The following is a 23,268-nucleotide window of genomic DNA, read 5'->3' as shown; positions in this document are numbered from 1 at the left end:
ACGAGGCACTATATACCGGCAGGTATCGTGTCTTGAGGCATGATGGCGGATATCCGTAAGCGGCGGCAAACGGAAGACGGCATGAGGCCGGGCGTAGAGTAACGAGGCGTAACCGCATGGCGAACAACAAGATAAGCGACTCGATTGACGAGACTGCGTTTCAGGCGTTGGAAGATGCCCTGCAACTCGGCGCATACGAAAACAAGCCTGAACCTCGGAAAAAATCCACTCCAAAGCCTGCGGAGGCCAGAGTGCCAGACCAGACGAGAGCGCCTGAAAAGAACAGACAGCGCGCGGCAGAGCCACAGCCGCAACGCCCCACCCCCGAACAGGCGGCTCCAAGATCGCCATCTCTCGAGGCCGCCAACGACGGTTCCAAGCGCAGTCCGGCCATGATTCTCAAGTCGCTGGACGCCGGTTCCATGTCGGGTGCCCTTCGCAACGCCGCTATCGTCTCTGTTCTCTGGGCCATTGCCGGTGCAGGTCTCGCCAATGTCATTTACGGCAATCTGATCTGGAACGTATCCTCGATCGCCGAGCTCTTCGCCGTCCCCGGCGTCATGGCGATCATCGTCGGCGTCATCGTGCCGATCATGCTGTTCTTCGCCTTTGCGATCATGATGGCCCGCGCCAAGGACCTGCGCAACGCAGCCCGCTCCATGGCTGAAGTGGCCCTTCGCCTCGCCGAACCCGAAACCATTGCGTCCGATCGCATCATGTCCGTCGGCCAGGCCGTGCGGCGCGAAGTTTCGGCCATGAATGACGGTATCGAGCGTACGATTGCCCGTGCGACCGAACTCGAAACGCTCGTCCATTCCGAAGTGAATGCACTTGAGCGCAGCTATGCCGACAACGAGTTGCGTGTCCGCAGCCTCGTTCAGGAATTGAGCGCAGAGCGTGACGCCATCATCAATCACGCGGAACGGATCCGCTCCTCCATCGTCGGCGCACAGGACCAGATCAAGGAAGAACTCTCCATCGTCGGTGAAGAGCTCTCCATGCGCCTTGCCACCAGCGGCGAGGCTTTCGCCTCGATGATCGATACGCGCTCGGCTGCCCTTCTGGAAAAATCCCGCATTTCCACGGAAGCAATGGGCAGTCTCATTGCCGCCAAGACCGACAATCTTCTCAAGGCCCTGAATACGTCCGGCGCGTCGATTTCCAACGAATTCGATCTGCGTATGCACGATCTTTCGACAACGCTGGACGAACGCGGTCGCCTGCTTCTGGAGCAATTTGCAACGCAGGCATCGACGCTGAGCGAAGGAACCGAAAACCTCAACAACTCGCTGGAAGAGCGCACGCGCCTTCTCAACGACATCTTGTCCAAGCGTACGCTTGAACTTAGCCAGAACATCGATCGCGGCCAGGAAATCATTGGCGGCTCTCTCGACAACGTTCTCGGCAAGCTCAGCACGACGCTGGAAGAAAAAGGACTGTCCTTCCGCCAGAGCCTGCAAAGCTCTGCCGATGATGCGATCATGGATCTGGACCTGCGGTCTGGCCTGTTCGAAGAAAAGCTTCAGACAACGGTCGGTCTGGTCAACTCCGCATTCGACGAGCGGGTGGCCGATTTCACCAGCGCCTTCGATCAGCGTGCGGGCAGCCTCGACAGCAAGCTGATGGAAAGCCTTGCACGCATCAACGAAACTGTGGCTGGCGGTACCGAATCCATCGACGGCATGCTGAATTCCGGCATCGAACGCCTTAGCACCACCCTCACCGACCAGTCCTTTGCTCTGGCCACTACGTTGGGTACGGGTCAAGAAATGCTTGAAAGCTCGCTGGAAAGCCACACCCGCGAACTGAGCAACGCCATCGGCGCACGGACAGCGGAGATCACAGGCGCTTTCAGCAGCACGCATCAGCAGATCGATTCCGTTCTTGCCGAACGCAGCGCAGCCCTGTTCAGCGCGCTGTCCGACAGCCAGGACCGTTTCGATTCCGCACTCGCAAGCCGTGCCGAAGCGATTACCGGTTCGGTTTCGGGTACCGCAGTTCACCTCGCAGCTCTTCTTGAAGAGCGTGCGGCTGCCATCAACAGCGTCGTTGCCGACGTCGAGCGCCGTCTTGCTGAAACGCTTGATAGCCGTGCAGCCGCCATCACCGGTGCGGTCTCTGGCGTGGAAGAGCGTCTAGCCGATACGCTCGACGTTCGCACTGCCGCCATTCACCACGCCGTCGCCGGTGTGGAAGATCGGATTGCCGACACGCTGGAAACCAGAACGGCGGCTCTCGCCAACGTTGTCGCCGGCGTCGAGGAACGCATTGCTGATGCCCTCGACAGCCGCGCCATGGCGCTGGACATGACATTCTCGTCAGCGGAAGAGCGCCTGTCTGAGACCTTGGATAGCCGGACAACCGCGCTGACAAGTGCGGTCTCGGGCGTCGAATCCCGCATTGCCGATACGCTGGACAGCCGCACCGCCGCCTTGAGCGGCGTCGTGTCGGGTGTGGAAGAGCGTATTGCGGACGCCCTCGACAGTCGGACGATGGCTCTCGACATGGCGTTCTCCAGCGCTGAAGAGCGCCTGTCGGAAACGCTTGAAAACCGTGCCAACGCTCTCACCAGCGTCGTCTCCGGCGTAGAGGAGCGCATTGCAGACACACTCGATAGCCGCACCATGGCCATCGACATGGCATTCTCGGGCGCGGAGGAGCGCATCGCTGAGTCCCTCGACACCAGAACGGCTGCGCTCAGCACCGTTGTTTCAGGCGTCGAAAGCCGTATCGCAGACACGATCCTGAACGGAACGACGGCACTCAGCAACGCAGTCACCGGCGTCGAAGATCGCATAGCCGAGACCCTCGACAGCCGCACGGCTGCGCTCAACACCGTCGTATCCGGCGTCGAGGAACGCATTGCTGACGCCTTGGATAGCCGTACGATGGCAATCGACATGGCGTTCTCGAGCGCAGAAGAACGTCTGGCCGACACGCTGGAAGCGCGCACTTCCGCGCTGACCACAGCCGTCTCTGGTGTAGAAGAACGTATCGCAGACACGCTCGATAGCCGCACCATGGCCATCGATATGGCATTTTCGAGCGCCGAGGACCGTCTGGCCGACACGTTGGAAACCCGGACAAGCGCGCTGACCACCGCCGTCTCCGGCGTCGAAAGCCGTATAGCGGATACACTCGACAGCCGCACGGCCGCGCTCAACAGCGTCGTCTCCGGTGTCGAGGAGCGTCTGGCCGATACGCTGGACAGCCGCACTCTGGCCATCGACATGGCATTCTCCGGCGCGGAAGAGCGGATCGCAGAATCCCTCGATAGCCGTACGGCTGCTCTTAACACCGTGGTTTCCAGCGTCGAGGAGCGCATTGCAGATACGCTCGACAGCCGTACGATGGCTATCGATATGGCGTTCTCCGGTGCAGAAGAGCGCCTGGCTGAAACGCTAGATACCCGGACGTTCGCGCTCACCAGCGCGGTCACAGGCGTCGAAAGCCGCATTGCCGATACACTTGAGAGCCGCACAGCCGCCTTGGCAAATGCCGTTTCCGGTGTGGAAGATCGTATTGCAGACGCGCTGGATAGCCGTGCGCTCGCCATCGATATGGCCATTTCGGGCGCGGAAGAACGCATCACCGAAACCCTGGACAGCCGGACCTCTGCCCTCACCCAGTCGGTCAGCGGCGCGGAGCAGCGCCTCACCTCTACGGCCTCGGCCATCGAGGAAGCGCTTTCTGTTGGCCACCTTCGTCTCGATACCATGCTTGGCGTTCAGGCCGATGCAATCACCCGGACGGTCGAACGCAACAGCGATCTCATCGAGCAGACCGTTGGCACGGCAGCCACTCGCATCGAAACCGCCATTGAGGGCGGCGCAGGTCGCTTTACCGAGACCATGGAAAGCGGTGTCTCGCGTCTGGAAAACAATCTTGTTTCCTCGCATGACCTGCTGCGCGGAACGCTTGACCAGCATCACGACACGCTGAGCGAAACGCTCGGCTCTGCCCAGGATCGCATGAACGACCTGCTCTCCGAACAGTCCATGTCTATCGGCACGACCATTGCTTCGAGCGCCAGCATGCTGGAAATGTCGCTGGAAAATCAGCAGGAGGCTATTCAGCGGACCATCGATGCCAGCGGAGCAACTCTCGAGGAGCGCCTGAGAAACAGCGCAGGCACCGTCGCAGAAAAGATCGACGCAGCGACGCGCGAGATCGGCGGCGCAGCCGATTCCCTTACCGCCCGCGTCGAGCAGTCCGTCAGCAGCGTTTCCGCCCATCTCGACCAGAGCGGCGCGCGGCTGGAGAGCAATATCGACAGCTTGCAGAGCCGTATTCAGGCTGATCTGGGTCAGGTCAACGCCTCCATCGAAGATGCAAGCCGCAAGATTTCCGAAACGCTTGATGGCAAGACTGCCGATCTCGTGCGTACCAGCGATGACGCCACCCAGCGCATTGCAGGCGTTCTGGATAGCGGAACGGCCCGGATCGACGAACGTCTTGGCACCATGGATCGAGCACTCAATATCGGTCTTGAAAACGTCAACCGTACGATCGAGGGCAAGGCCACCAATCTCGCCGTCAGCCTGCGCGATGCTGTCGTCAACGCAACGCAGACCATGGATAACGAGGCTCTGCGTTCGACCGAACTGCTGGCCAAGACCGGCGCTGAATTTGCCGACCAGATGAAGAACCGCAACGACGAATTCACCCGCGCAATCGAACAGCGCTCGGAAGAAATCGTTGGTCGCATTTCCGATGCGCAGGGCCGCCTCTCCGGCCAGGCTGCAGCGGTTGCGCAGACCTTCTCGGAAGCCGGCAACGCCATCGTCAACAAGGTTGCCGAAGCCGAAGCAGTCGTACGGTCCCAGGTGGGCGCGATTTCCGAAACGCTTTCCGGTGTCGAAAGCTCGCTGGACGCACGTGGCGAATCCATCCGCTCTACTCTCGACAGCCGCACCCGTGAACTCAACTCAATGCTGGCCAGCCGTTCTGCTGAACTGTCTCGCCTCATCGAGGAGAAGGCAAAGCCGATCGTCAACGAATATGCGACGATCGGTCATAACGCGGCTGAAAAGATCGTCACCGCTGCCCAGCAGAGCGCAAGCCTTCTGGCCGAAAGCAACAGCGGCATGGCGCAACTGGTGGAACAGGCCATTGGCGACTATGCCAAGGCCGGAAACGATGCGGCTGAAAGACTGGTTGCAGCGACACGCCAGAGCACGACGATGCTGACCGAAACCCACTCCGGCATGGCAGATGTCGTAACCGGCGCCGTGGATGACCTGAACGTCGCCGTTGCCCGTGCATCGCAAGAATTCAAGGCCGCCGACCAATCGCTCAACGCAGCTGCTTCCAGCTTCACGGAGTCCACCTCGCGCGCCGCTGACATGGTATCCAGCTCCAGCCGTCTGCTGGAGGGCAAGATTGATCGCCTGTCCAACATTTCCGGCCAGACGCTCTCGCAGGTTGCCGGTATCGTTGGGCGCTTCGAAGAGCATTCGTCCGTTCTCTCGCAGGCCTCCGAGCTTCTCAGCGCGGCGCAGACAAGTCTCGTGGGTACGCTGGAAGAACGTCAGGAAGCCCTGCGCAGCCTCTCCGTCGGCCTGCTAACGCGTTCCGAGGAAATCGAGAAGTCGATGCGCGGTGTCATGGGTGTGGTGGAGCAAACGCTGACACAGGCCGAACAGCGCTCGGCCAACGTCGCAGGCAATCTGCGTGACAACCTTACCTCCTCCTTTAACGAGATTGGCCGTTCGCTCGACGAAACCGAACAGCGCGCCCAGTCTGCCGCTCAGAATATGCGCGGCGCACTGCTCGCCGCTGGCGAAGATGCAAGTCGCTCCATCGAAGGTACGATGGCAGATGCGCAGAAATATTCGGACGCTCTGGTCAACCGCCTGCGCGGCGGCGTTGCTGCCTCGCTGTCGGATGTCGACAAACTGCTGGGCAATGCGACAGACAAGTCAAATGCCGCAGCGGACGTACTGCGCGAAACCCTGCGCGAAGCAGTGGAAGAAGCCGTGACCCGCTTTGCAGGTGCAACGGACGAAATCCGCCGCTCCAGCCACGACATCCGCCGCGAACTGGATTCCACTCGCGCCGAATTGAAGCGTGGTGCATTCGACCTGCCGGAAGAGGCAAAGGAAAGTGCCGCCGCCATGCGCCGCGCCGTTTCCGAGCAGATCAAGGCGTTGCAGGACATCTCCCAGCTCGTTGGCCGGTCGACCCAGCAGATGGAAATTTCCGAACCTGCGGCCCGCGCAATTGCCGCAACCAAGCCGACTGCACCTGCACCCGCAACGGCGCCTGTCCAGCAACCACAGCAGCCTCGCGCGGAACAGCCGCGGCCGCAACCGGCAGCGCCGGTCGCGCCTGCCGCACCAGTCATCTCGCGCCCCATAGCACAGCAGCCAGCTGCGCCACAGCTTCGCACCAACTCTCCACTGGAGACACGAGGCGTGCCACCGCAGGCCGGTATCGCAGCTGCACCCGTGCAACGTCGTGAAGATGGCGGCGGCTGGATCAGTGACCTGCTCCGCGGCGCCTCGCGCGATGGTCAGGACGGAAATGCGAATGCTGCCCCGGCCCCACGCCAGGCTTCCGAGCCGCAGACCCGTGCAGCCGATGCACGCAATCCGCGCCACGTCGTTGAGTCGCTGAACTCGCTGTCGGTTGATATTGCCAGGGCCATTGATCACGATGCTTCCGTGGAGCTTTGGGGCCGCTACCAGCGTGGTGAACGTGACGTCTTTACCCGTCGTCTCTACACGCTGAAGGGTCAGCAGACCTTTGACGAGATCAAACGCAAATACGAACGCGAGACGGAATTCCGTACCGCCGTTGATCGCTACATCTCTGATTTCGAAAAGCTGCTTGCAGACGTTGCGCGCACGGATCGGGACCGCACGGTGACCCAGTCCTACCTGACTTCAGATACCGGCAAGGTCTACACCATGCTGGCTCACGCGGCAGGACGTTTCAGCTAAGCAACAGTGCAATCGCAAAGATATCAGCCCTTCCGGTCCACCGGGAGGGCTTTTCTTTTGCGCCAGAGACAGCAGGCTTGAAGAAAGGCAGCTTAGGATTTATATGGAGCCTGCGAGGACGACCTCGGCCATTGGGGCAAAGCATACGGGACGGCCCGGGACATTTCGGGAGTTTTCCATGCGGACCATTGCCGACCGTATCCGCCACGCCCTCAGCTTCGAGATTATCGGCCTCATTCTCATGATACCCTTGGGTGCGCTGTTGTTCAGCATGCCTGCGCAGGACATCGGCGTTGTCGGCATCGTCAGCGCCACCGTCGCAACGGCCTGGAATTATCTCTACAATCTCGTCTTCGACCACGTCATGCAGCGATCCAGAGGCACGACACAGAAAACGACCGGCGTTCGCATCGTTCACGCCGTGCTGTTCGAACTCGGACTGTTGGTGGTGCTTATGCCGTTCATCGCCTGGTATCTGCATGTCAGCCTTGCGCATGCGCTGATCATGGACGTGTCATTCGCGCTGTTTTACGTGGTCTATGCCTTCGTCTTCAACTGGTGCTACGACCGCCTGTTCCCGCTACCGGAATGGAAGAAGGCACAGGCCGCCGAGTAGATCGCGCCTCATCCAAACACAAAAAACGCTGCGCACCCGATAGATGCGCAGCGTTTTTCATATGTCGAATTTTACGGCTTAAAGAGACTTCAGCGTCCAGGCCACGATGTCACGAGAAGCACCGGCAAAGGCACTGTCCAGCGCCTTGACGAGGTTCGCATTGCCTGAGCCACTCACGCGGGCGCTGGACTGGAACACCTGTTGCGCTTTGACCGTGCCATTCTTATCGTTGAGCAACTTCACCGAAATTTCGATGTTGGCCAGGTTCTTCGCCGTATCGACTTCGAAGGCCCTGATGTCGGTCACGACCTGATAATCGATAGCGAGGCCCTGCCCTGGCCGGCCGACGCCACCGAGCTTGCCGGTGTCTTCGAAGGCTTCCACCAGCTTGGACTGCACCATGCGCGGCAGGCGGTCGCTCCATTGCGAATTGGCCAGATACTGTACTTCAGAGCCCGACAGACGCACGACGATGTTTTCGCTGTCCAGCGCCTTCAGCGCGGTCGGGTCGGCAATCAGAAGCTGACGCGACCGCAAGGCAGGACCATGCGTGACTGGCGCGCCGGAGACGGACAGATCGAACGTATCGTTCTTCGCGCTGCCACCGCAACCCGCAAGAAGCGCCGCGAGCAGCGGCATCACGACGAGAGCCTTATACCTTTTCGGGCCAGACGCCTGCCCGTGCATCAACGAAATTTTCAAGTTCCTACCCCCGTCAACGCCTTGTCCGGCCATCATATTGTTTTACGTTTTCGCCACCGAAGATCAGGCGCTGCGGATCGCGATCGAAATTGGTGATCGTGTTGTTGAGATTATCGACAGTCTGGCGGGTGCTGCCGATGAGCGCCTGGAAGTCCTTCAGACCGGAGCTTGAGAACCGGGCCAGATTATCCGCAATCGGACCGATGCGTGCGTTGAGATTATCGGCAACCGCCTTGAAGGAAGCCAGCGTCTCACGCGCCTTGGAGAACAGCGAGTTGGCATCATCCGTTCCCAGGAGACCATCGACCTTTGCCAGAATTCCATCGACACGGCTGGAAGCCAGATTCAGCTTTCGCGACATATCGGTAAAGTCTGCGATGGCGCGGTCGATATCGGGTCGGCGAGTTCCGACGTCGTCAGCAATCTGACGGAAGGTTGCGATAGCCTGACGGGCGTCGGCGGTGGCCGCAGACACATCTTCAACCGCATTGCCGACCTTGGCCGCATCGACGGATGCCAGTAATTCGTCGGCCCGTTTGACGACGACCTGAACCTCGGCGCTCGCCTGCTCGAAGTTGCGAGACGTGCGCTGCACAGTTTCCATAACGTCCTGAATGCCGCCGGAAGACGCCGCCACATCAGCCGTAACCTTGTCGACATTGGTAAGGATGGAGTCGATCTTCTGCGAATCCACGGCCTTTACCAGATCTTCGACCGCGGTCAGCGTGCTGTCCAGACGAACGGACACGGACTGGACGGTGGTCGACAGCGAACTGAGGCTTTCGATGAAGTTTTCGATACCGTCGGAATTGGACGCCAATGCGTTGGAGAATTTCTCGGCATTGCGCACGGTCTGCGTCAACGGACCACGGGCATCCTGAACGAAGCCCTGCAACTCGCCGATCGCACCATCCGCGCGGCGCAGAATTTTATCCGCAGTCGCAAGCAGGTTGGTCACGCTCGAAAGGTCGGCCGTCAGTTCCGCCGGAACGCCCGTGTCGAATGATTTCTGGAGGATACGTTCTTCATTGTTACGGCCACCCGACAATTCGATGTAGGCCGCGCCCGTCAGACCCTGGATTTCCAACACCGCACGGGTGGAAGGAAAGACCGGGGCATCGGCCTGCACTTCGGTAAAGGCGATCGAATAGGCCGGATCGTCACGGTCGATCGAAAGACCGCGCACCGTGCCCACGGGAATACCGTTGAATCGTACGGGTGATCCCACCGAAAGGCCGTTGGCCGAGCCGGGGATGCGTATTGTCAATTGGGCCGTTGGGCCACCGCGTCCGAATTCCGCCATCCAGTAAACGAAGCCGAAGGCGGCTGCGATGACGATCAGCGTGAAAATCCCGACGATGGTGTAATTTGCCTTGGTTTCCATGGCTATCCGTCACTCCCCGGAATGTGTTGCGTGCCGTCTGGAAGAACGACGGCGCGTGCCCGCTTTCCGCGGAAATAAGATTGTACCCAAGGATCGTCGCTTTCGAACATCTCCTCAAGCGTGCCTTCCACGGCGACTTTCTTGTCGCCCAGAACGGCAATGCGGTCACAGACCGAAAACAGACTGTCCAGATCGTGGGTGACCATATAGACCGTCAGCCCCAGCGAATCACGCAGACGTGCGATCAGCATATCGAATTCTGCCGCACCGATGGGGTCGAGACCAGACGTCGGTTCATCGAGAAAGACGAGGTCGGGATCGAGCGCCAGCGCACGCGCCAGCGCCGCACGCTTGATCATGCCGCCGGAAAGCTCCGACGGATATTTATCCGCCGCATCGGCTGCCAGCCCCACCATCTCGATCTTGATGGCGGCAAGCTCATCCATCAACGATTGCGGCAAATCCAGATATTCGCGCATTGGCAACTGGATGTTTTCCTTCACCGTGAGGCCGGAAAACAGCGCGCCCTGCTGGAAGAGAACGCCAAGGCGCGTATCGAGCGCCATGCGCTCTTCATCGGTTGCCTTGTCATAGTCGATGCCGAGAATCTTGATCGTGCCGCCCTGACGCGGCAGGAGGCGCAACACCGCCCGCATCAGCACGGACTTGCCCGCGCCGGAAGGGCCGATGAAGCCGAGAATTTCACCCCGGTAAACATCGAGATCGAGATTATCGAGAACGACCTTGTCGCCGAACGCAACCGTCGCGCCCTCGACCGAGAGAATGACTTCCCTGTCGCCTTTTTTCTTTTCTGTGTTCAATTCCTGGTCCTGCACAGCCTCTCCTTAAAAATCGATGGCTGCATAGAAGATGGCAAACACGCCATCGACCAGAATTACAACGAAAATGGACTTCACGACGGATGACGTCACGTGCTGGCCGAGCGATTCGGCGCTGCCGCCAACCTTCATGCCTTCGACTGCCGCCACGATACCGATGATCAACGCCATGAACGGCGCCTTGATCATGCCGGATGCGATGGTCGAGATTTCCACCGCAGAGTGAAGGCGCGACAGAAAGACCTCGAATGTAATGCCGGAATAGAGCAGCGAAACGACGGCAGCGCCGAACAGGGCGGCGAAGTTCGCAATGATCGTCAGAAGCGGCAGGGCAATCGTCAGCGCCACAAGACGCGGAAATACGAGAACACCGACCGGGTTGAGGCCGATGACCTTCAGCGCGTCGATTTCCTCGCGCATTTTCATCGAGCCGATTTCAGCGGTGATCGCGCTTCCCGAACGACCGGCAATCATGATCGCGGTCAAAAGCACGCCGATTTCACGAAGCTGCAAGATGCCCACGAGGTCGACGACAAAGACTTCCGCGCCGAAGTAACGCAGCTGAAACGCGCCTTGCTGAGCAATGATCGCCCCGATCAGGAACGACATCAGCAGAATGATGGGTACGGCGCGCACGCCCATGTGGTCGATCTGGTTGGCAATGGCAGCGGGCGACACGCCGCGCCCTCGCCCCAGCTTCATCTGCGCACCGCGAACGGCAGAGCCGAGAATGTACATGCCCGCGAGAAAATCGGCACCCGCCTGGATGACGTTTTTGCCGATGGGGTCAAAGATGCGTTGAACGATGCCGGTGCGATTGGTGTCTTTCGGGGCCAAAGGCGCTTCATCCGGCAAAGCCGTGATGATTTCCTCGAAACGCTCGTTTCCCTCGAAGGAAACCTGCGTACCGGCCTGCTCCAGCCGGTTCCGCATACGCCGTAACAGCCAGGCACCCGTCGTGTCGATATTATCGACACCGGAAAGATCGATCGTCACGGGACCGGACGCGCTCGATTTTTCGATTTTTTCGATATCGGCAAGGACAGGTGCGACGTTGGCATTGCGCCAGGAACCACTCAGAGCATAGCGCGCGCCACCGCCCTCGGCATTGTCATTTGCCGAAATAGCTGCAGGTTGCGCCTGTTGCCGTGTTTCAAGTTCTTGCATCTTGCTCCAAGCGAATGCAGCCTATTAAAGATTCTCTAACGATTCATATCGAGTGACGGATCACCAAGCCACAGCACTGCAGACGATTCGCGCAGTTTTTTCGTCTGTTTAACCGTTTATTACGAAACGCGAAGGCAATTTTGATGCGTCGTTACATTCAAGCCACAGCGGAAACATTCCCGGTTGCGGGCAGCTTTACCATTTCGCGTGGAAGCCGCACGGAGGTCGAGGTCGTCTACTGCTCCATCGTGCAGGACGGTGTGAAGGGTGTCGGAGAATGCGTTCCCTACAAACGTTACGGCGAATCGATTGATGGCGTCCTTGCCGACATCAGAGCGGTCACGGACGCAATTTCAAATGGGCTGGGCAGAACGGATCTCCAAACCGCGATGAAGCCGGGCGCGGCGCGCAATGCTGTCGACTGCGCATTGTCGGATCTCGAAGCAAAGCTTTCCGGAAAAGCGGTTGCCGCCTCCCTGCTCGCCTCGCCTCCGAAAGCCATTGTTACGGCCTTTACGATTTCACTAGGCGATGCCGAGACGATGGCTGCGCAAACGGCAGAAAATGCGCACCGGCCTTTGCTGAAAATCAAGACCGGCACAGTGGACGACGAAGCAAGACTGCGTGCGGTCAGAGCCGCCGCCCCCAACGCCCGCATTATCGTTGACGCCAATGAAGGCTGGACGGAAGATACGATAGAACACCATCTTGCCGTAGCGGCAGAGCTGGACATCGCGCTTATCGAACAGCCATTGCCCGCAGGCAAGGACGCGGCACTGGCGCGAATCCGCCGCAGCGTTCCCATCTGCGCGGACGAAAGTGTGCACCTGACAACCGATCTCGCATCTCTTCAAGACCGCTACGACGCCATCAACATCAAGCTGGACAAGACGGGCGGCCTGACGGAAGCCCTTATCATGAAGCGGGAGGCCGAACGCCTGGGCTATACGATCATGGTCGGTTGCATGTTGGGCACGTCGCTTGGCATGGCGCCAGCCGTATTGCTGGCGCAGGATACTGCCTATGCCGATCTCGACGGCCCGCTGCTTCTGGCCCGGGATCGCGTTCCGGGCCTGGTTTACGACGGATCGCTCGTGCACCCGCCCCAGACAGCACTCTGGGGCTGACGCAAAGTCGCCTTTCAGGCCGCGTAAGTGCCGATCAGCTTTGGAAACGCGACAGGCTCGAGTTCACCGACCGGGGTTTCCTCGGTCTTGTCGTCAGATTTCATCCAGGTGATGAGTTCGAACGTGCCGTCCATGGTTTCAGCAATCGCTGTGCAGCTTTCCACCCAGTCACCGGTATTGATATAGCGGATTCCGTCTATATCCTCCATCACCGCATGGTGAATATGGCCGCAGATGACGCCATCCACCTTGTTGCGACGGGCCTCGTCGGCAACGACACGCTGGAACTCGCCGATGAAGTTTACCGCATGCTTGACCTGCAGCTTCGCCCAGGCCGAAAACGACCAATATGGCAAACCAATGCGACGGCGCACTGCGGCAATGGCAACATTGAGCGCTATCGCTGCATCATAGGCCCAGTCGCCCAGATAGGCGAGAAGTCGGGCGTTACGAACCACGACGTCGAATTCGTCGCCATGAATGACAAGATACTTCTTGCCGTCCGCAGCCTCGTGGATCATCCGTTCAGCAACTTCGATGCCGCCGAAATGCGTCCCGGGAAACTCCCTTAGGAACTCGTCGTGATTCCCGGGAATGTAGACGATACGCGTTCCCTTGCGCGCCTTGCGCAAAAGCTTCTGTACAACATCGTTGCACCCCTGGGGCCAATACCAGCTTCGGCGCAGACGCCAGCCATCAATGATATCGCCAACGAGAATGATCGTATCGGCTTCGTGGTAGCGAAGGAAATCCAGAAGGAAATCCGTTTTGGCCGCCTTTGAGCCAAGATGCACATCGGAAATGAAAAGCGTTCTGAATTGTCTGGTTTCGGTTTGCGCGGCCATGGAACTCTTCCCCCTGTCTCGGCAACTTTCACCCCCTGCAAAACCAGACTCGTGTTTCAGCAAGATGACAGATCGTCATTTCGATGCACGAGCGAGCGTTTTTTAAGCAACGTCGAAACTACGGATTCGCGTGCTAAGGACAAATAAACGGCTGTACGGCTTGATCGATTGTTGTATGCAAAGGCCTCCAAGAAACGTGAAATAAGCGGTGATAAAATGAGTTCTCAGGACACAGGCAAAACGCAAAACAACAACGCAAATGCAGATCTGGAAGAACAGGCGCTTTTCTATCACCGCTATCCTCGCCCCGGAAAACTGGAAATCCAGGCCTCCAAGCCGCTCGGGAACCAGCGCGACCTGGCGCTTGCCTACTCTCCCGGCGTCGCCGCCCCTTGCCTTGCGATCCATGAAAATCCCGAGACGGCCGCCGAATATACAGCGCGCGCCAATCTGGTGGCCGTGATCTCCAACGGTACCGCTGTTCTGGGTCTTGGCAATATCGGCCCGCTGGCGTCAAAGCCCGTCATGGAAGGTAAAGCGGTTCTGTTCAAGAAATTCGCGGGCATCGACGTTTTCGATATCGAAATCGACGCGCCCGGTATCAACGACATGGTGTCGACCATCTCCGCGCTTGAGCCGACATTCGGCGGCATCAATCTGGAAGATATCAAAGCACCGGAATGCTTCGAAGTGGAGCGCCAGCTTCGCGCGAAAATGAACATTCCTGTGTTTCATGACGACCAGCACGGCACTGCCATCATCGTTGCCGCCGCAGTCACGAATGCGCTGGAACTCGCCGGCAAAGCGATCAGCAATGTCAAGATCGTCGCTTCCGGCGCGGGCGCTGCGGCCCTGGCCTGCCTCAACCTGCTGGTCGAACTCGGTGCCAAGCGCGAAAACATCTGGGTCCACGATATCGAAGGTCTTGTCTATGATGGCCGCAACAGCCTGATGGACGAGTGGAAAGAAATCTATGCGCAAAAGACCGACAAGCGCTCGCTGAACGAAACCATCGATGATGCCGATGTATTTCTCGGCCTTTCGGCAGCCGGCGTCCTGAAGCCTGAACTTCTGGCGCGTATGGCGCAAAACCCGCTCATTCTGGCGCTTGCGAACCCGACTCCGGAAATCATGCCGGAACTGGCGCGTCAGGCACGCCCGGATGCCATGATCTGCACAGGTCGCTCGGATTTCCCCAACCAGGTCAACAACGTTCTATGCTTCCCTTATATCTTCCGGGGTGCGCTCGACTGCGGCGCAACCACCATTAACGAAGAAATGAAGATGGCGGCCGTTCACGCCATTGCCGAACTGGCGCGTGAGGAGGTCTCGGAAGTCGCAGCGAAAGCCTACAGCGACGAGACACCGATTTTCGGCCCGAACTACCTGATCCCCTCGCCGTTCGATCCGCGCCTCATCCTGCGCATCGCACCAGCTGTCGCCCGTGCCGCTGCGGCAAGCGGCGTCGCCGCCCGCCCGATCACGGATTTCGACGCCTATCTCGATCAGTTGAACCGTTTCGTCTGGCGTTCGGGTTTCATCATGAAGCCGATCTTCAATCTGGCGAAAGCAGCAGAAAAGAAGCGGATCATCTTTGCGGAAGGCGAAGACGAACGCGTTTTGCGCGCCGCACAGGTGCTGCTGGAAGAAGGCACCGGCGTTCCGATCCTGATCGGACGTCCGCAGATCATCGAAACACGCCTGAAGCGTTTTGGTCTTCGCATTCGCCCCAATGCCGACTTTGCCGTGGTCAATCCGGAAGACGATCCACGCTACCGTGAATATGTCGACGACTATTTCGCGCTGGTCGGTCGCGCCGGTATCAACCCCGAGGCGGCCCGTACCATCATCCGCACCAACAGCACCGTCATTGGTGCTCTCTCGGTCAAGCGCGGTGAAGCCGACGCCCTGATCTGCGGATTGGAAGGCCGTTTCGACCGCCATCTGCGCGACGTCAACCAGATCATCGGCAAGAAAGAAGGCGCACACACGTTTGGAGGCCTTAGCCTGCTCATCACGCAGCGGGGAGCCTTGTTCCTGACGGATACGTTCGTCAATTACGAACCGACATCGGAAGACATCGCCGAACTGGCCATATTGGCATCGAAGGAAATCAAACGTTTCGGCATTACCCCGAAGATCGCTTTGGCCAGCCATTCGAATTTTGGTTCGCGTGACTCCGAGAGCGCCCGCAAGATGCGCCGCGCGCTGCAACTGGTCCGCGATGCGGCGCCTGAGCTCGAGATCGATGGTGAAATGCAGGGCGGCTCTGCCCTGTCCGAAGTGTTGCGCAAGCGCGCTATGCCCAATAGTGCACTGTCGGGCGAAGCCAACCTTCTTGTCTTCCCGAACCTCGACTCTGCCAATATCACGCTCGGCGTCGTTCGCACCATGACGGAAGGCCTGCATGTGGGGCCGATCCTGCTCGGTTCCGCCCTGCCCGTGCATATCCTGTCGCCGACGGTGACGTCACGCGGCGTCGTCAACATGGCAGCGCTCGCCGCCGTGCAGGCGTCGCACCCTGCCGTGTAAGCACGGGTTAACGTATTTTTGAACTGACTGTTGCCGCTTTGCGGCAGCAGCCTATGTTATCCTGAGTGCAAATACGTCATCCGCCTGCGGCGGACGATGTCAACAGGATGAGGCCTGCCATGCGGCAGGCAGAAGACGGACGGACCATTGATACCGCGCCGAAGCCGACTGACCGGCACGATTGCGATACTGATGCTTGTAGCGCCGCTTCCGGCTGAAGCGAGTGCCGTTTGCGATGCCTTGCGCTCACAACTCGATCAGCCAGCTCAGGTCTATGGCAATACGGCGGAGGTTCGACGTTTCGCCAGCGCGCTGGCGCAACAGAATATCATCATCCGCCGCATCAAGAACGACATGCGCAGCTATGGCTGTTCATCAGGTAGTGTCATCGTCTACGGCAATCCCAACGCCCAACTGTGCGGGGAAATCGGAGACGCGCTGGAACAGGCGCAGGCCGAGCGGGACATGATTACCGAAGATCGTGACAGAATGCTTGCGGCCCAGCGCGAGAACAATGCCCAGGGGTCGCGTGAGCGCATTCTGGCAGCGTTGGACGCGCAGGGTTGCTATGACGAGCAATCACCCTCCTACACCTCTACGGACCCTTCGCAAACGCCCGATATCCGTGAGCCGAATGGTGGTTTCACCGACCCCTACGACCAGGATTATGCACCCTCACCCGACATGCCGATGCAGGGCGGACTTAGGACCCTGTGTGTTCGCACCTGCGACGGCGCATTCTTCCCGATCTCGTCCGATGCGACACCGCTTGATTTTCGAGAACAGGCTGCGCAATGCGAGAGGATGTGTCCCGGGACACAGACGGAACTCTTCTACCATTCGTTACAAGGTCAGGAGAGTGAGGACATGGTGTCTGCCAAAACCGGGCAGCCCTATGCGTCGATGCCCATGGCTTTTGCGTATCGCAACAATCCGGCAACCAGCCGCTCTCCTTCGTGCAGCTGCAAGATGACGGCATCGCCGAAGAATCTCGATAGTCAGGGTAACGGACAAAAGGCTCCGCAGTCTACGGCGATGCAGACTTCGCCCAGCGTAACGTCCATAACGTCACCGAAGAGTGACACGACGCCTAAGCCCGCGGAAACGAAGCCGGTTGAAAAAGCCGAGCCTATCCCGGAACGGGACTACGACCCTGCTAACAACAAGGTCCGCATCGTTGGCCCGCAGTTCATGCCCGAAGAAACGAGCCGCATCGATCTCAAGAATCCCGCCCTGCAAGGTGCCCAGCCGCAACAGCAATGACGCTGCCTCTAGCGAGCGCCCCAGCTGTCGCGAAACACGAGGTCTTCCAACGGCAATCTTTGCCTCCAGCCTCTGAGCGCTAGTTCCGGCTCGCTGTAGAGCGCATCGACGCGCCCCAGACATAACCATGCGACGATTTCGATATGCGACGGGATTTGCAGGAGTTCGCGTATATCCGCATCGTGGAAAATACTGACCCAACCGACGCCGATACCTTCTGCACGGGCAGCCAGCCAGAGGTTCTGGACGGCACAGACTGTGGAATACACATCCATGCGTGGATTATGCGTTCGCCCCAGAACGACATCGCCGCCCCGCGTCGGATCGCATGTCACACAGATGGAGAGCGGCGCTTTGCGGATACCTTCAAGTTTCAGGCTACGATAGAGCGCCTGCCTGTCCTGCGGAAACATGTCCACAGCCTCCGCATTGGCGCGCGAAAACGCCTCCCAGGCACGTTGCCGGATTGAAACATCGGTGACGACGGTGAAGTTCCACGGCTGCATGAAGCCGACGGAGGGTGCTGCATGAGCTGCTTTCAGCAGTCGCATCACCAGATCATCCGGTATCGGGTCTGGCAAAAACTGATCGCGAACGTCCCGCCGGGTCTCAATCGCTCTGTAGACGGCACTCTTATCGCTTCTATCGAAAGCATGGGCGGATTTCAGTCCGTGTTGATCGTCATCGGTTCGCATCGTTATTCCCCAACAATGCATGGCCTGGGCGCTGACACGCCCGCCATGAACAACCTGCCGCCGTCCGTGCGGTGCGGTCTATGATATCAGGCCGGTCTTCTGACTTGGCTTCTCTTGCAACTGCCGCCTTCCCGATCTCTCAGTGGCGTTCTGGCAGTCTGCATCCGCCTTACAGCGTTGGGCACGTTGCGGATTTTCACCGCATTCCCGATTCTCCCGCGGCAAGCGGGCACCCGATGAGGCGCGTTATGGCCGTGCGGATCGCAGGATGCAAGCGAGAGGATGCTTTTCCCAGCAAAACCGGAACCGGTGGGCTGCTGCCGCATTCTATCGATGAAGGAGAACAAAGATGGACCAATATATCGAACTTCGCCAACAGATCGGTCAGGACCTCGACACCCTGAAGAAGACAGAAAGCCCAAAATCCATCTTCGAACTCGCAGATGACTATCTTCTGGCAGACGCTGCATTGAAGCGTGAAGTTGTCGAAGACATCATCAAGGAAGAAGCCGATAAGCGGAACATCGGCATCCACTGATATTAGGAAGACCTTTTTCGGGGCGAAAAAACGATGCGGGTGATATCATCGCTGTGAATGCCACTGTTGCAATCTCCATCATCATCGTCCTGATCGTCATCGCAAGCCTGGCAATTGCGTCTCGCCACCGTGACAAGATCATTATCAAGATCGCTTCCACGTCTCTTCCAAAGGAAGATGACGCAACACCGCTTGACCGCCATTGGACAGATATCTCGCGTGATCACGCCGAGCCGGACGCGCTTTCCCTGATCCAGTCGAACCTTGGCGCCTTTGCGGCGCGTGTTGGCAGTGCGCGGGCGGCAGGGCGCAGCCTCGATCTCATGTACTACATGTGGAATGCCGATCTGACAGGGCAGTTGATGATGAGAGAAGTCATTGCTGCTGCGGATCGCGGAGTGCGGGTGCGTCTGCTTCTCGATGATCTCGGTGTTTCGATGTCTGACCGTGCCTTTCACGCCATCGACAGTCATCCCAATATAGAACTTCGTCTGTTCAATCCGACCAAGGCTCGGGAAAATGTCTTCAGGCGCGGACTTGAAATGGTGCTGCGATTTCGCAGCGTCAACAGACGCATGCACAACAAGGCCTGGATCGCTGACGGCAGGGTGCTGATCGTCGGTGGTCGCAACATCGGCGACGCCTATTTCGATGCGGCCGAACAGGCTAATTTTCGCGATTTCGATATCATCGCCCACGGTGCTTGCATCGCCCAGGCAGAGGAAATTTTCGACGATTACTGGAACAGCGCAGTCGCCGTTCCCGTCCGTTCGCTGCTTGCCAGAAGACCGAGCAAACTGGCCAGACTTCGACGCAGGATGGATATCCTCGCCTCCGGAAGCGCCGCCAGGCCCTATCTGGCACAGGTGGAAAGCCAGCACCATCAAGGCAACTTCCTCATGTCGGACACTCTCCACTGGGTGAATGGCGCACAGGTCGTCGCAGACCCGCCTGAAAAGGCTGCCGGCAAACGTCGTAGCGGCCACAATTTCCTCATGGAAACCCTGCTTCCGATCATGGAAGAGACGGACCGGACACTTAAGATCACGTCGCCCTATTTCATTCCCGGCCAGAAGGGCGTGGAGACATTGTCGCGCCTGTCGGCCGATGGCATTTCCGTCAGCGTGCTGACAAACTCCCTGGCTGCGACGGACGTTGCCGCGGTGCATGTCGGATATGCGCGGTATCGACGCCCGCTCCTCATCAACGGCATCAAGATTCACGAATTGCGCTCTCTGGCCGATCAGCATACCTCTTTTTCGCTGCGTGGCTCCGGTCAGGCTAGCCTGCACACCAAGGCCTTCACCCGCGACGGAGAGATCGGTTTCATCGGGTCCCTCAACTTCGATCCACGCTCCATGTCGCTCAACACCGAAATGGGCGTGCTGTTTTCATCACCTGGACTAGTGACGGAAATGGACGAGATTTTCCGGGAAGAAACCAGTCGAGAAATGAGTTTCGAACTGGCCCTCAACGAGCGAAGAAATCTGACATGGACGGGAATGGTGCGCGGCCAGCCTACGCATTACCGACATGAGCCCTACGCCACCCTAAGCCGCCGAGCACTGGTCAGCGTGATGGGGATATTGCCGCTCGAATCTCAGCTCTGATTAAAAAAATCATAGGCAACACTGATCGAATTCGGCGCTCAGACATTTTAGGCATAATCGAAATACAGGAGAAAGCCATGTTCATCACGCCGCCGGAACCAAAGACGAGCCGCAAGATCGCCGAGATGTATCGCAACGCCGAAAAGACCTATGGCTATCTGCCCAATATGTATCGGACCTTCGGTCATCGTCCCGAGGTCATGGAAAGCTGGAGTGCCTTGCTGGTCAGCCTGCGCGGAAATATCGAGCCGCGACGTTACGAGTTGGTCACGCTTGCGGCTGCACGCGAACTGCGCTCGTCTTACTGTATGCTGGCCCATGCTGCCGTGCTGGCGCGCGAGGGAGTGTCGAACGATGAGCTCGAGCACATCGTTGCCAATGCGGAAGACGCGCCACTGGATGAACAGGAGCGCGCCATCATGATTTTTGCGGCAAAGGTCGTGCGGGATGCCACCTCGATCACGCAGGCGGACATTAATGCCCTGAAGTCCCACGCACTGACGGACGCGGAGATATTCGATATCGTCGCTGCTGCTTCGGCGCGCTGCTTCTTCTCGAAGACGCTGGATGCACTTGGCACCTCGCCGGACCAGGCCTATGTCGACAAGCTTGGTCCGCAACTGGCGGAAAAGCTGGCTCTCGGGCGTCCGATCGAACGGGAGCCCGAGACCGTGGGCGCGACGCTTTAAGCGGCGACCTTCTTGCCGCTCAGTTTCGCCGCCTGAATCTGGACCAATGTGTCGAGGTTCTGGTTCACACGGCAATAAAACTCTTCGTCGATGAAGGGTCGCAGCATGAAGTCGTTGCCGCCTGCCTTGAGGAAACGAGCAGATAAGAGCCGGTTGGTGGAAGAAGACACACCGATGATGCGCAACTCATGAGAACCGCGCATGGTGCGAATGCGGCGCGTTAGTTCGAAACCATCGATATCGGGCATGTTGTAATCGGTCACGACCAGCCCGATATCAGGATTGTTGCGCAGGATATCCAGTGCTTTGGCACCGCTTTCTGCTAGGCTGACCCGGAAGTTATAACGCTTCAGGCGGCTGGAAAGAAGCGCGCGTGCGGTCGGGCTGTCATCAACGATCAATACGTGGTGGCGATGGTTCGTGAGGAAGCGGCAAACCGATTCCGTCAGCATGTCGACGGCAAAGACGTTGTCCTTCAGGATGTAATCGACAACTTCCTTCGTGATCAGCTTCTCGCGTGTGTCCTCGTGGAAGGTACTGGTAAAGACAATCGTCGGAATGGACAGATCGACAAGATATTCCAGAGCCTCGCCGTTTTCGGCACCCGGCAAATTGATGTTTGAAATAGCCAAAGTCACTTCTTCAGAAGAACGTTCGTAGCATTCCTGCAGTTCTTCGAAGTTACGGCAAACCTCGACTGTAAGACCGAGAAGCTCCTTCAGTCTCGCGCCAATCATCTGGGTGAAGACATTGGAGTCTTCGGCCAGCAATATTCTTGTGTCATGAAATGGCACGCCAGAATACTGCATGCCTGTAATTCCCAGAAAATTCATAGTACCCCCAAAGATCCCTAATCGCTTTGGAAGCAAATATAACTGCTGATATTTTCAGAATAATTAATCGACGACGCACGTCAGAACTATGGTTACTTATTCGCGAATCTGAAGCGACAACTGTTTTAGTATTAACTCAGACAGTCATCAGCCTCAGCGTATCGGCTACTTTCTGAAAGTCATAGGGTTTGGGGAAGAAAACGCTGCGTTCCGGCATTGCGTCTTCCGATGGATTTTGATGGCCGGATGTCAAGACGATTCCGAGCGGACTGTTCCCGCGACGCGCCCAGTTGGCAAGGCCAACGCCGTTCATGCTGCCGGGCATGTCGACATCGGTGAAGAGGACATCGATATCGGGGCGGCTTTCCATTATCTCCATCGCTTCATCCGCAGCAGATGCTTCTATGGCATCGAAGCCGGCGTCCTCAACGAGATCGACGGCCATCATGCGTAAGAGAGGGTCGTCTTCGACGACCAGCACGACCTGTTTGGCGTATGAGTTTCGCTGTCCCATGACTATGGTTACCTGCTTCTACATCCAAGCGTCGTATTCGTGAGAATTTTTGACCTTGGATTGAACAACGCCGGGCCGGAGTGCAGGTTCCTTCCCGGAGTGTCGAATCGGGACTCTATCCACCGATAAGATGAATCGAGCGGAGGTAACATCGCCGCTGAGGACATTGCGCCAGCTCAAACGGAGCGGGTCAGTCCACCGTCCACCCGCAGGTTCTGTCCTGTGATATAGCCCGCTCCGTCCGACGCCAGAAACGCGACGGTAGCAGCGATTTCCTCGCTTTTGCCGTAACGTTGCATTGGTACCATGTCGCGACGTTCCTCTGTCGCGGGCAGGCTGTCGATCCACCCCGGCAGAACGTTGTTCATGCGAATATTGTGCGCTGCATAGGTATCGGAAAAAATTTTCGTATAGGCGGCAAGACCGGCACGAAAGACAGCCGATGTCGGAAACATTTCGCTCGGCTCAAATGCCCATGCGGTGGAAATGTTGACGATAGCTCCGAATTTCTGCTCCACCATTGTTGGAGTCACCAGCCGCGTCGGGCGGATGACATTCAGCAGATACACATCGAGTCCGGTGTGCCACTGCTCATCGGAGATATCGAGGATCGGTGCACGCGGCCCGTGTCCGGCACTGTTGACGAGCACATCTATTCGACCGAACATCTGAAGAGTTCGGTCCACGAGCTTCTGCAGGTCGTCATTGTTCTGATTGGAGCCCGTAACGCCGATACCGCCCAGTTCGGTCGCCAGCGCCTCGCCCTTACCGGATGAGGAAAGGATGGCGACTTTGTAACCATCAGCCGCCAAACGCTTTGCCACCCCAGCGCCCATGCCGCTGCCGCCCGCTGTTACCACTGCTACTTTTTCTGCCGACATCATTGCGCTCCCATGAGTTAGGAGGAAAGCTTAGCGCGGTTTTCATGAGATTTCGAACCAAAATCCCTGACAGATCGGTTGCGAAAACG

General features: G+C 58.3%; 17 protein-coding genes and 1 riboswitch. Of the genes, 8 read left to right on the top strand and 9 right to left on the bottom strand.

Going from position 1 to position 23,268, the window contains the following annotated elements; translation table 11 throughout:
• The first annotated feature begins 116 nt into the window (after positions 1-116).
• On the top strand, positions 117-6,944 hold the full coding sequence (locus ASF29_RS05100) for a hypothetical protein (RefSeq protein ID WP_062449215.1): 6,828 nt from the start codon (positions 117-119) through the stop codon (positions 6,942-6,944).
• Positions 6,945-7,122: 178 nt separating this feature from the next.
• Complete coding sequence (locus ASF29_RS05095; RefSeq protein WP_062449213.1) at positions 7,123-7,560, top strand: PACE efflux transporter; 438 nt, start codon at positions 7,123-7,125, stop codon at positions 7,558-7,560.
• Between the two features lie 78 nt (positions 7,561-7,638).
• On the opposite strand, the gene ASF29_RS05090 is transcribed toward ASF29_RS05095, so the two are convergent.
• From ASF29_RS05090 to ASF29_RS05075, 4 genes are read right to left on the bottom strand one after another with little or no spacing between them, the layout of a single operon-like run.
• The gene (locus tag ASF29_RS05090; RefSeq protein WP_062449211.1) at positions 7,639-8,247 is read right to left on the bottom strand and encodes an ABC-type transport auxiliary lipoprotein family protein; all 609 of its coding nucleotides are present in this window, start codon (positions 8,245-8,247) and stop codon (positions 7,639-7,641) included.
• Positions 8,248-8,275: 28 nt separating this feature from the next.
• Positions 8,276-9,646, bottom strand: coding sequence for an MlaD family protein (locus ASF29_RS05085; RefSeq protein WP_062449206.1), 1,371 nt, complete (start codon positions 9,644-9,646; stop codon positions 8,276-8,278).
• Positions 9,647-9,648: 2 nt separating this feature from the next.
• The gene (locus ASF29_RS05080; RefSeq protein WP_244473492.1) at positions 9,649-10,467 is read right to left on the bottom strand and encodes an ABC transporter ATP-binding protein; all 819 of its coding nucleotides are present in this window, start codon (positions 10,465-10,467) and stop codon (positions 9,649-9,651) included.
• Between the two features lie 24 nt (positions 10,468-10,491).
• Positions 10,492-11,652, bottom strand: a complete 1,161-nt coding sequence (locus ASF29_RS05075) for an ABC transporter permease (protein WP_062449202.1) — start codon at positions 11,650-11,652, stop codon at positions 10,492-10,494.
• Between the two features lie 143 nt (positions 11,653-11,795).
• Between ASF29_RS05075 and dgcA the strand changes: the two genes are divergently transcribed.
• The gene (dgcA, locus tag ASF29_RS05070; protein ID WP_062449200.1) at positions 11,796-12,779 is read left to right on the top strand and encodes an N-acetyl-D-Glu racemase DgcA; all 984 of its coding nucleotides are present in this window, start codon (positions 11,796-11,798) and stop codon (positions 12,777-12,779) included.
• A gap of 14 nt (positions 12,780-12,793) precedes the next feature.
• On the opposite strand, the gene ASF29_RS05065 is transcribed toward dgcA, so the two are convergent.
• Positions 12,794-13,624 carry a UDP-2,3-diacylglucosamine diphosphatase gene (locus ASF29_RS05065; protein ID WP_062449198.1) on the bottom strand — a complete coding sequence of 277 codons (831 nt, stop codon included), beginning with the start codon at positions 13,622-13,624 and terminating at the stop codon, positions 12,794-12,796.
• Between the two features lie 216 nt (positions 13,625-13,840).
• On the opposite strand from ASF29_RS05065, the gene ASF29_RS05060 reads away from it, so the two are divergent.
• Positions 13,841-16,156 carry an NADP-dependent malic enzyme gene (locus ASF29_RS05060; protein WP_062449196.1) on the top strand — a complete coding sequence of 772 codons (2,316 nt, stop codon included), beginning with the start codon at positions 13,841-13,843 and terminating at the stop codon, positions 16,154-16,156.
• Positions 16,157-16,303: 147 nt separating this feature from the next.
• The gene (locus tag ASF29_RS05055) at positions 16,304-17,419 is read left to right on the top strand and encodes a DUF2865 domain-containing protein (RefSeq protein ID WP_162237878.1); all 1,116 of its coding nucleotides are present in this window, start codon (positions 16,304-16,306) and stop codon (positions 17,417-17,419) included.
• A gap of 8 nt (positions 17,420-17,427) precedes the next feature.
• On the opposite strand, the gene bluB is transcribed toward ASF29_RS05055, so the two are convergent.
• Positions 17,428-18,114, bottom strand: coding sequence for a 5,6-dimethylbenzimidazole synthase (gene bluB, locus ASF29_RS05050; RefSeq protein WP_062449195.1), 687 nt, complete (start codon positions 18,112-18,114; stop codon positions 17,428-17,430).
• A gap of 71 nt (positions 18,115-18,185) precedes the next feature.
• Positions 18,186-18,366: riboswitch (cobalamin riboswitch) on the bottom strand.
• A gap of 97 nt (positions 18,367-18,463) precedes the next feature.
• Here bluB and ASF29_RS05045 point away from each other — a divergent pair.
• The 3 genes from ASF29_RS05045 (at position 18,464) to ASF29_RS05035 (ending at position 20,951) form a co-directional block, all read left to right on the top strand.
• Positions 18,464-18,652, top strand: a complete 189-nt coding sequence (locus ASF29_RS05045; protein WP_062449192.1) for a hypothetical protein — start codon at positions 18,464-18,466, stop codon at positions 18,650-18,652.
• A gap of 53 nt (positions 18,653-18,705) precedes the next feature.
• Positions 18,706-20,262 (top strand): phospholipase D family protein, encoded by a 1,557-nt coding sequence (locus tag ASF29_RS05040; protein ID WP_062449190.1) that lies wholly within the window; start codon positions 18,706-18,708, stop codon positions 20,260-20,262.
• Between the two features lie 77 nt (positions 20,263-20,339).
• Positions 20,340-20,951: a carboxymuconolactone decarboxylase family protein gene (locus ASF29_RS05035; protein ID WP_062449188.1), complete on the top strand. Its 612-nt coding sequence runs from the start codon at positions 20,340-20,342 to the stop codon at positions 20,949-20,951.
• On the opposite strand, the gene ASF29_RS05030 is transcribed toward ASF29_RS05035, so the two are convergent.
• From ASF29_RS05030 to ASF29_RS05020, 3 genes are all read right to left on the bottom strand, one after another.
• A complete protein-coding gene (locus ASF29_RS05030) occupies positions 20,948-21,784 on the bottom strand; it encodes a response regulator (protein WP_062449186.1) in 837 nt (278 codons plus the stop codon). The two genes, ASF29_RS05035 and ASF29_RS05030, sit on opposite strands and share 4 nt — an antisense overlap.
• Before the next feature lie 136 nt (positions 21,785-21,920).
• Entirely contained in the window at positions 21,921-22,298 is a 378-nt protein-coding gene (locus ASF29_RS05025; protein WP_062449185.1) for a response regulator, read from the bottom strand.
• 176 nt (positions 22,299-22,474) lie between these two features.
• On the bottom strand, positions 22,475-23,179 hold the full coding sequence (locus ASF29_RS05020) for an SDR family oxidoreductase (protein ID WP_062449183.1): 705 nt from the start codon (positions 23,177-23,179) through the stop codon (positions 22,475-22,477).
• Between the last annotated feature and the right edge of the window lie 89 nt (positions 23,180-23,268).

Origin of the sequence: Rhizobium sp. Leaf262, assembly GCF_001422245.1 — a bacterium.
In the GTDB taxonomy this organism is placed as follows: Bacteria; Pseudomonadota; Alphaproteobacteria; order Rhizobiales; family Rhizobiaceae; genus Agrobacterium.
Note: the sequence above shows the minus strand (reverse complement) of the source record. Positions and strands in the feature narration are given on the sequence as shown.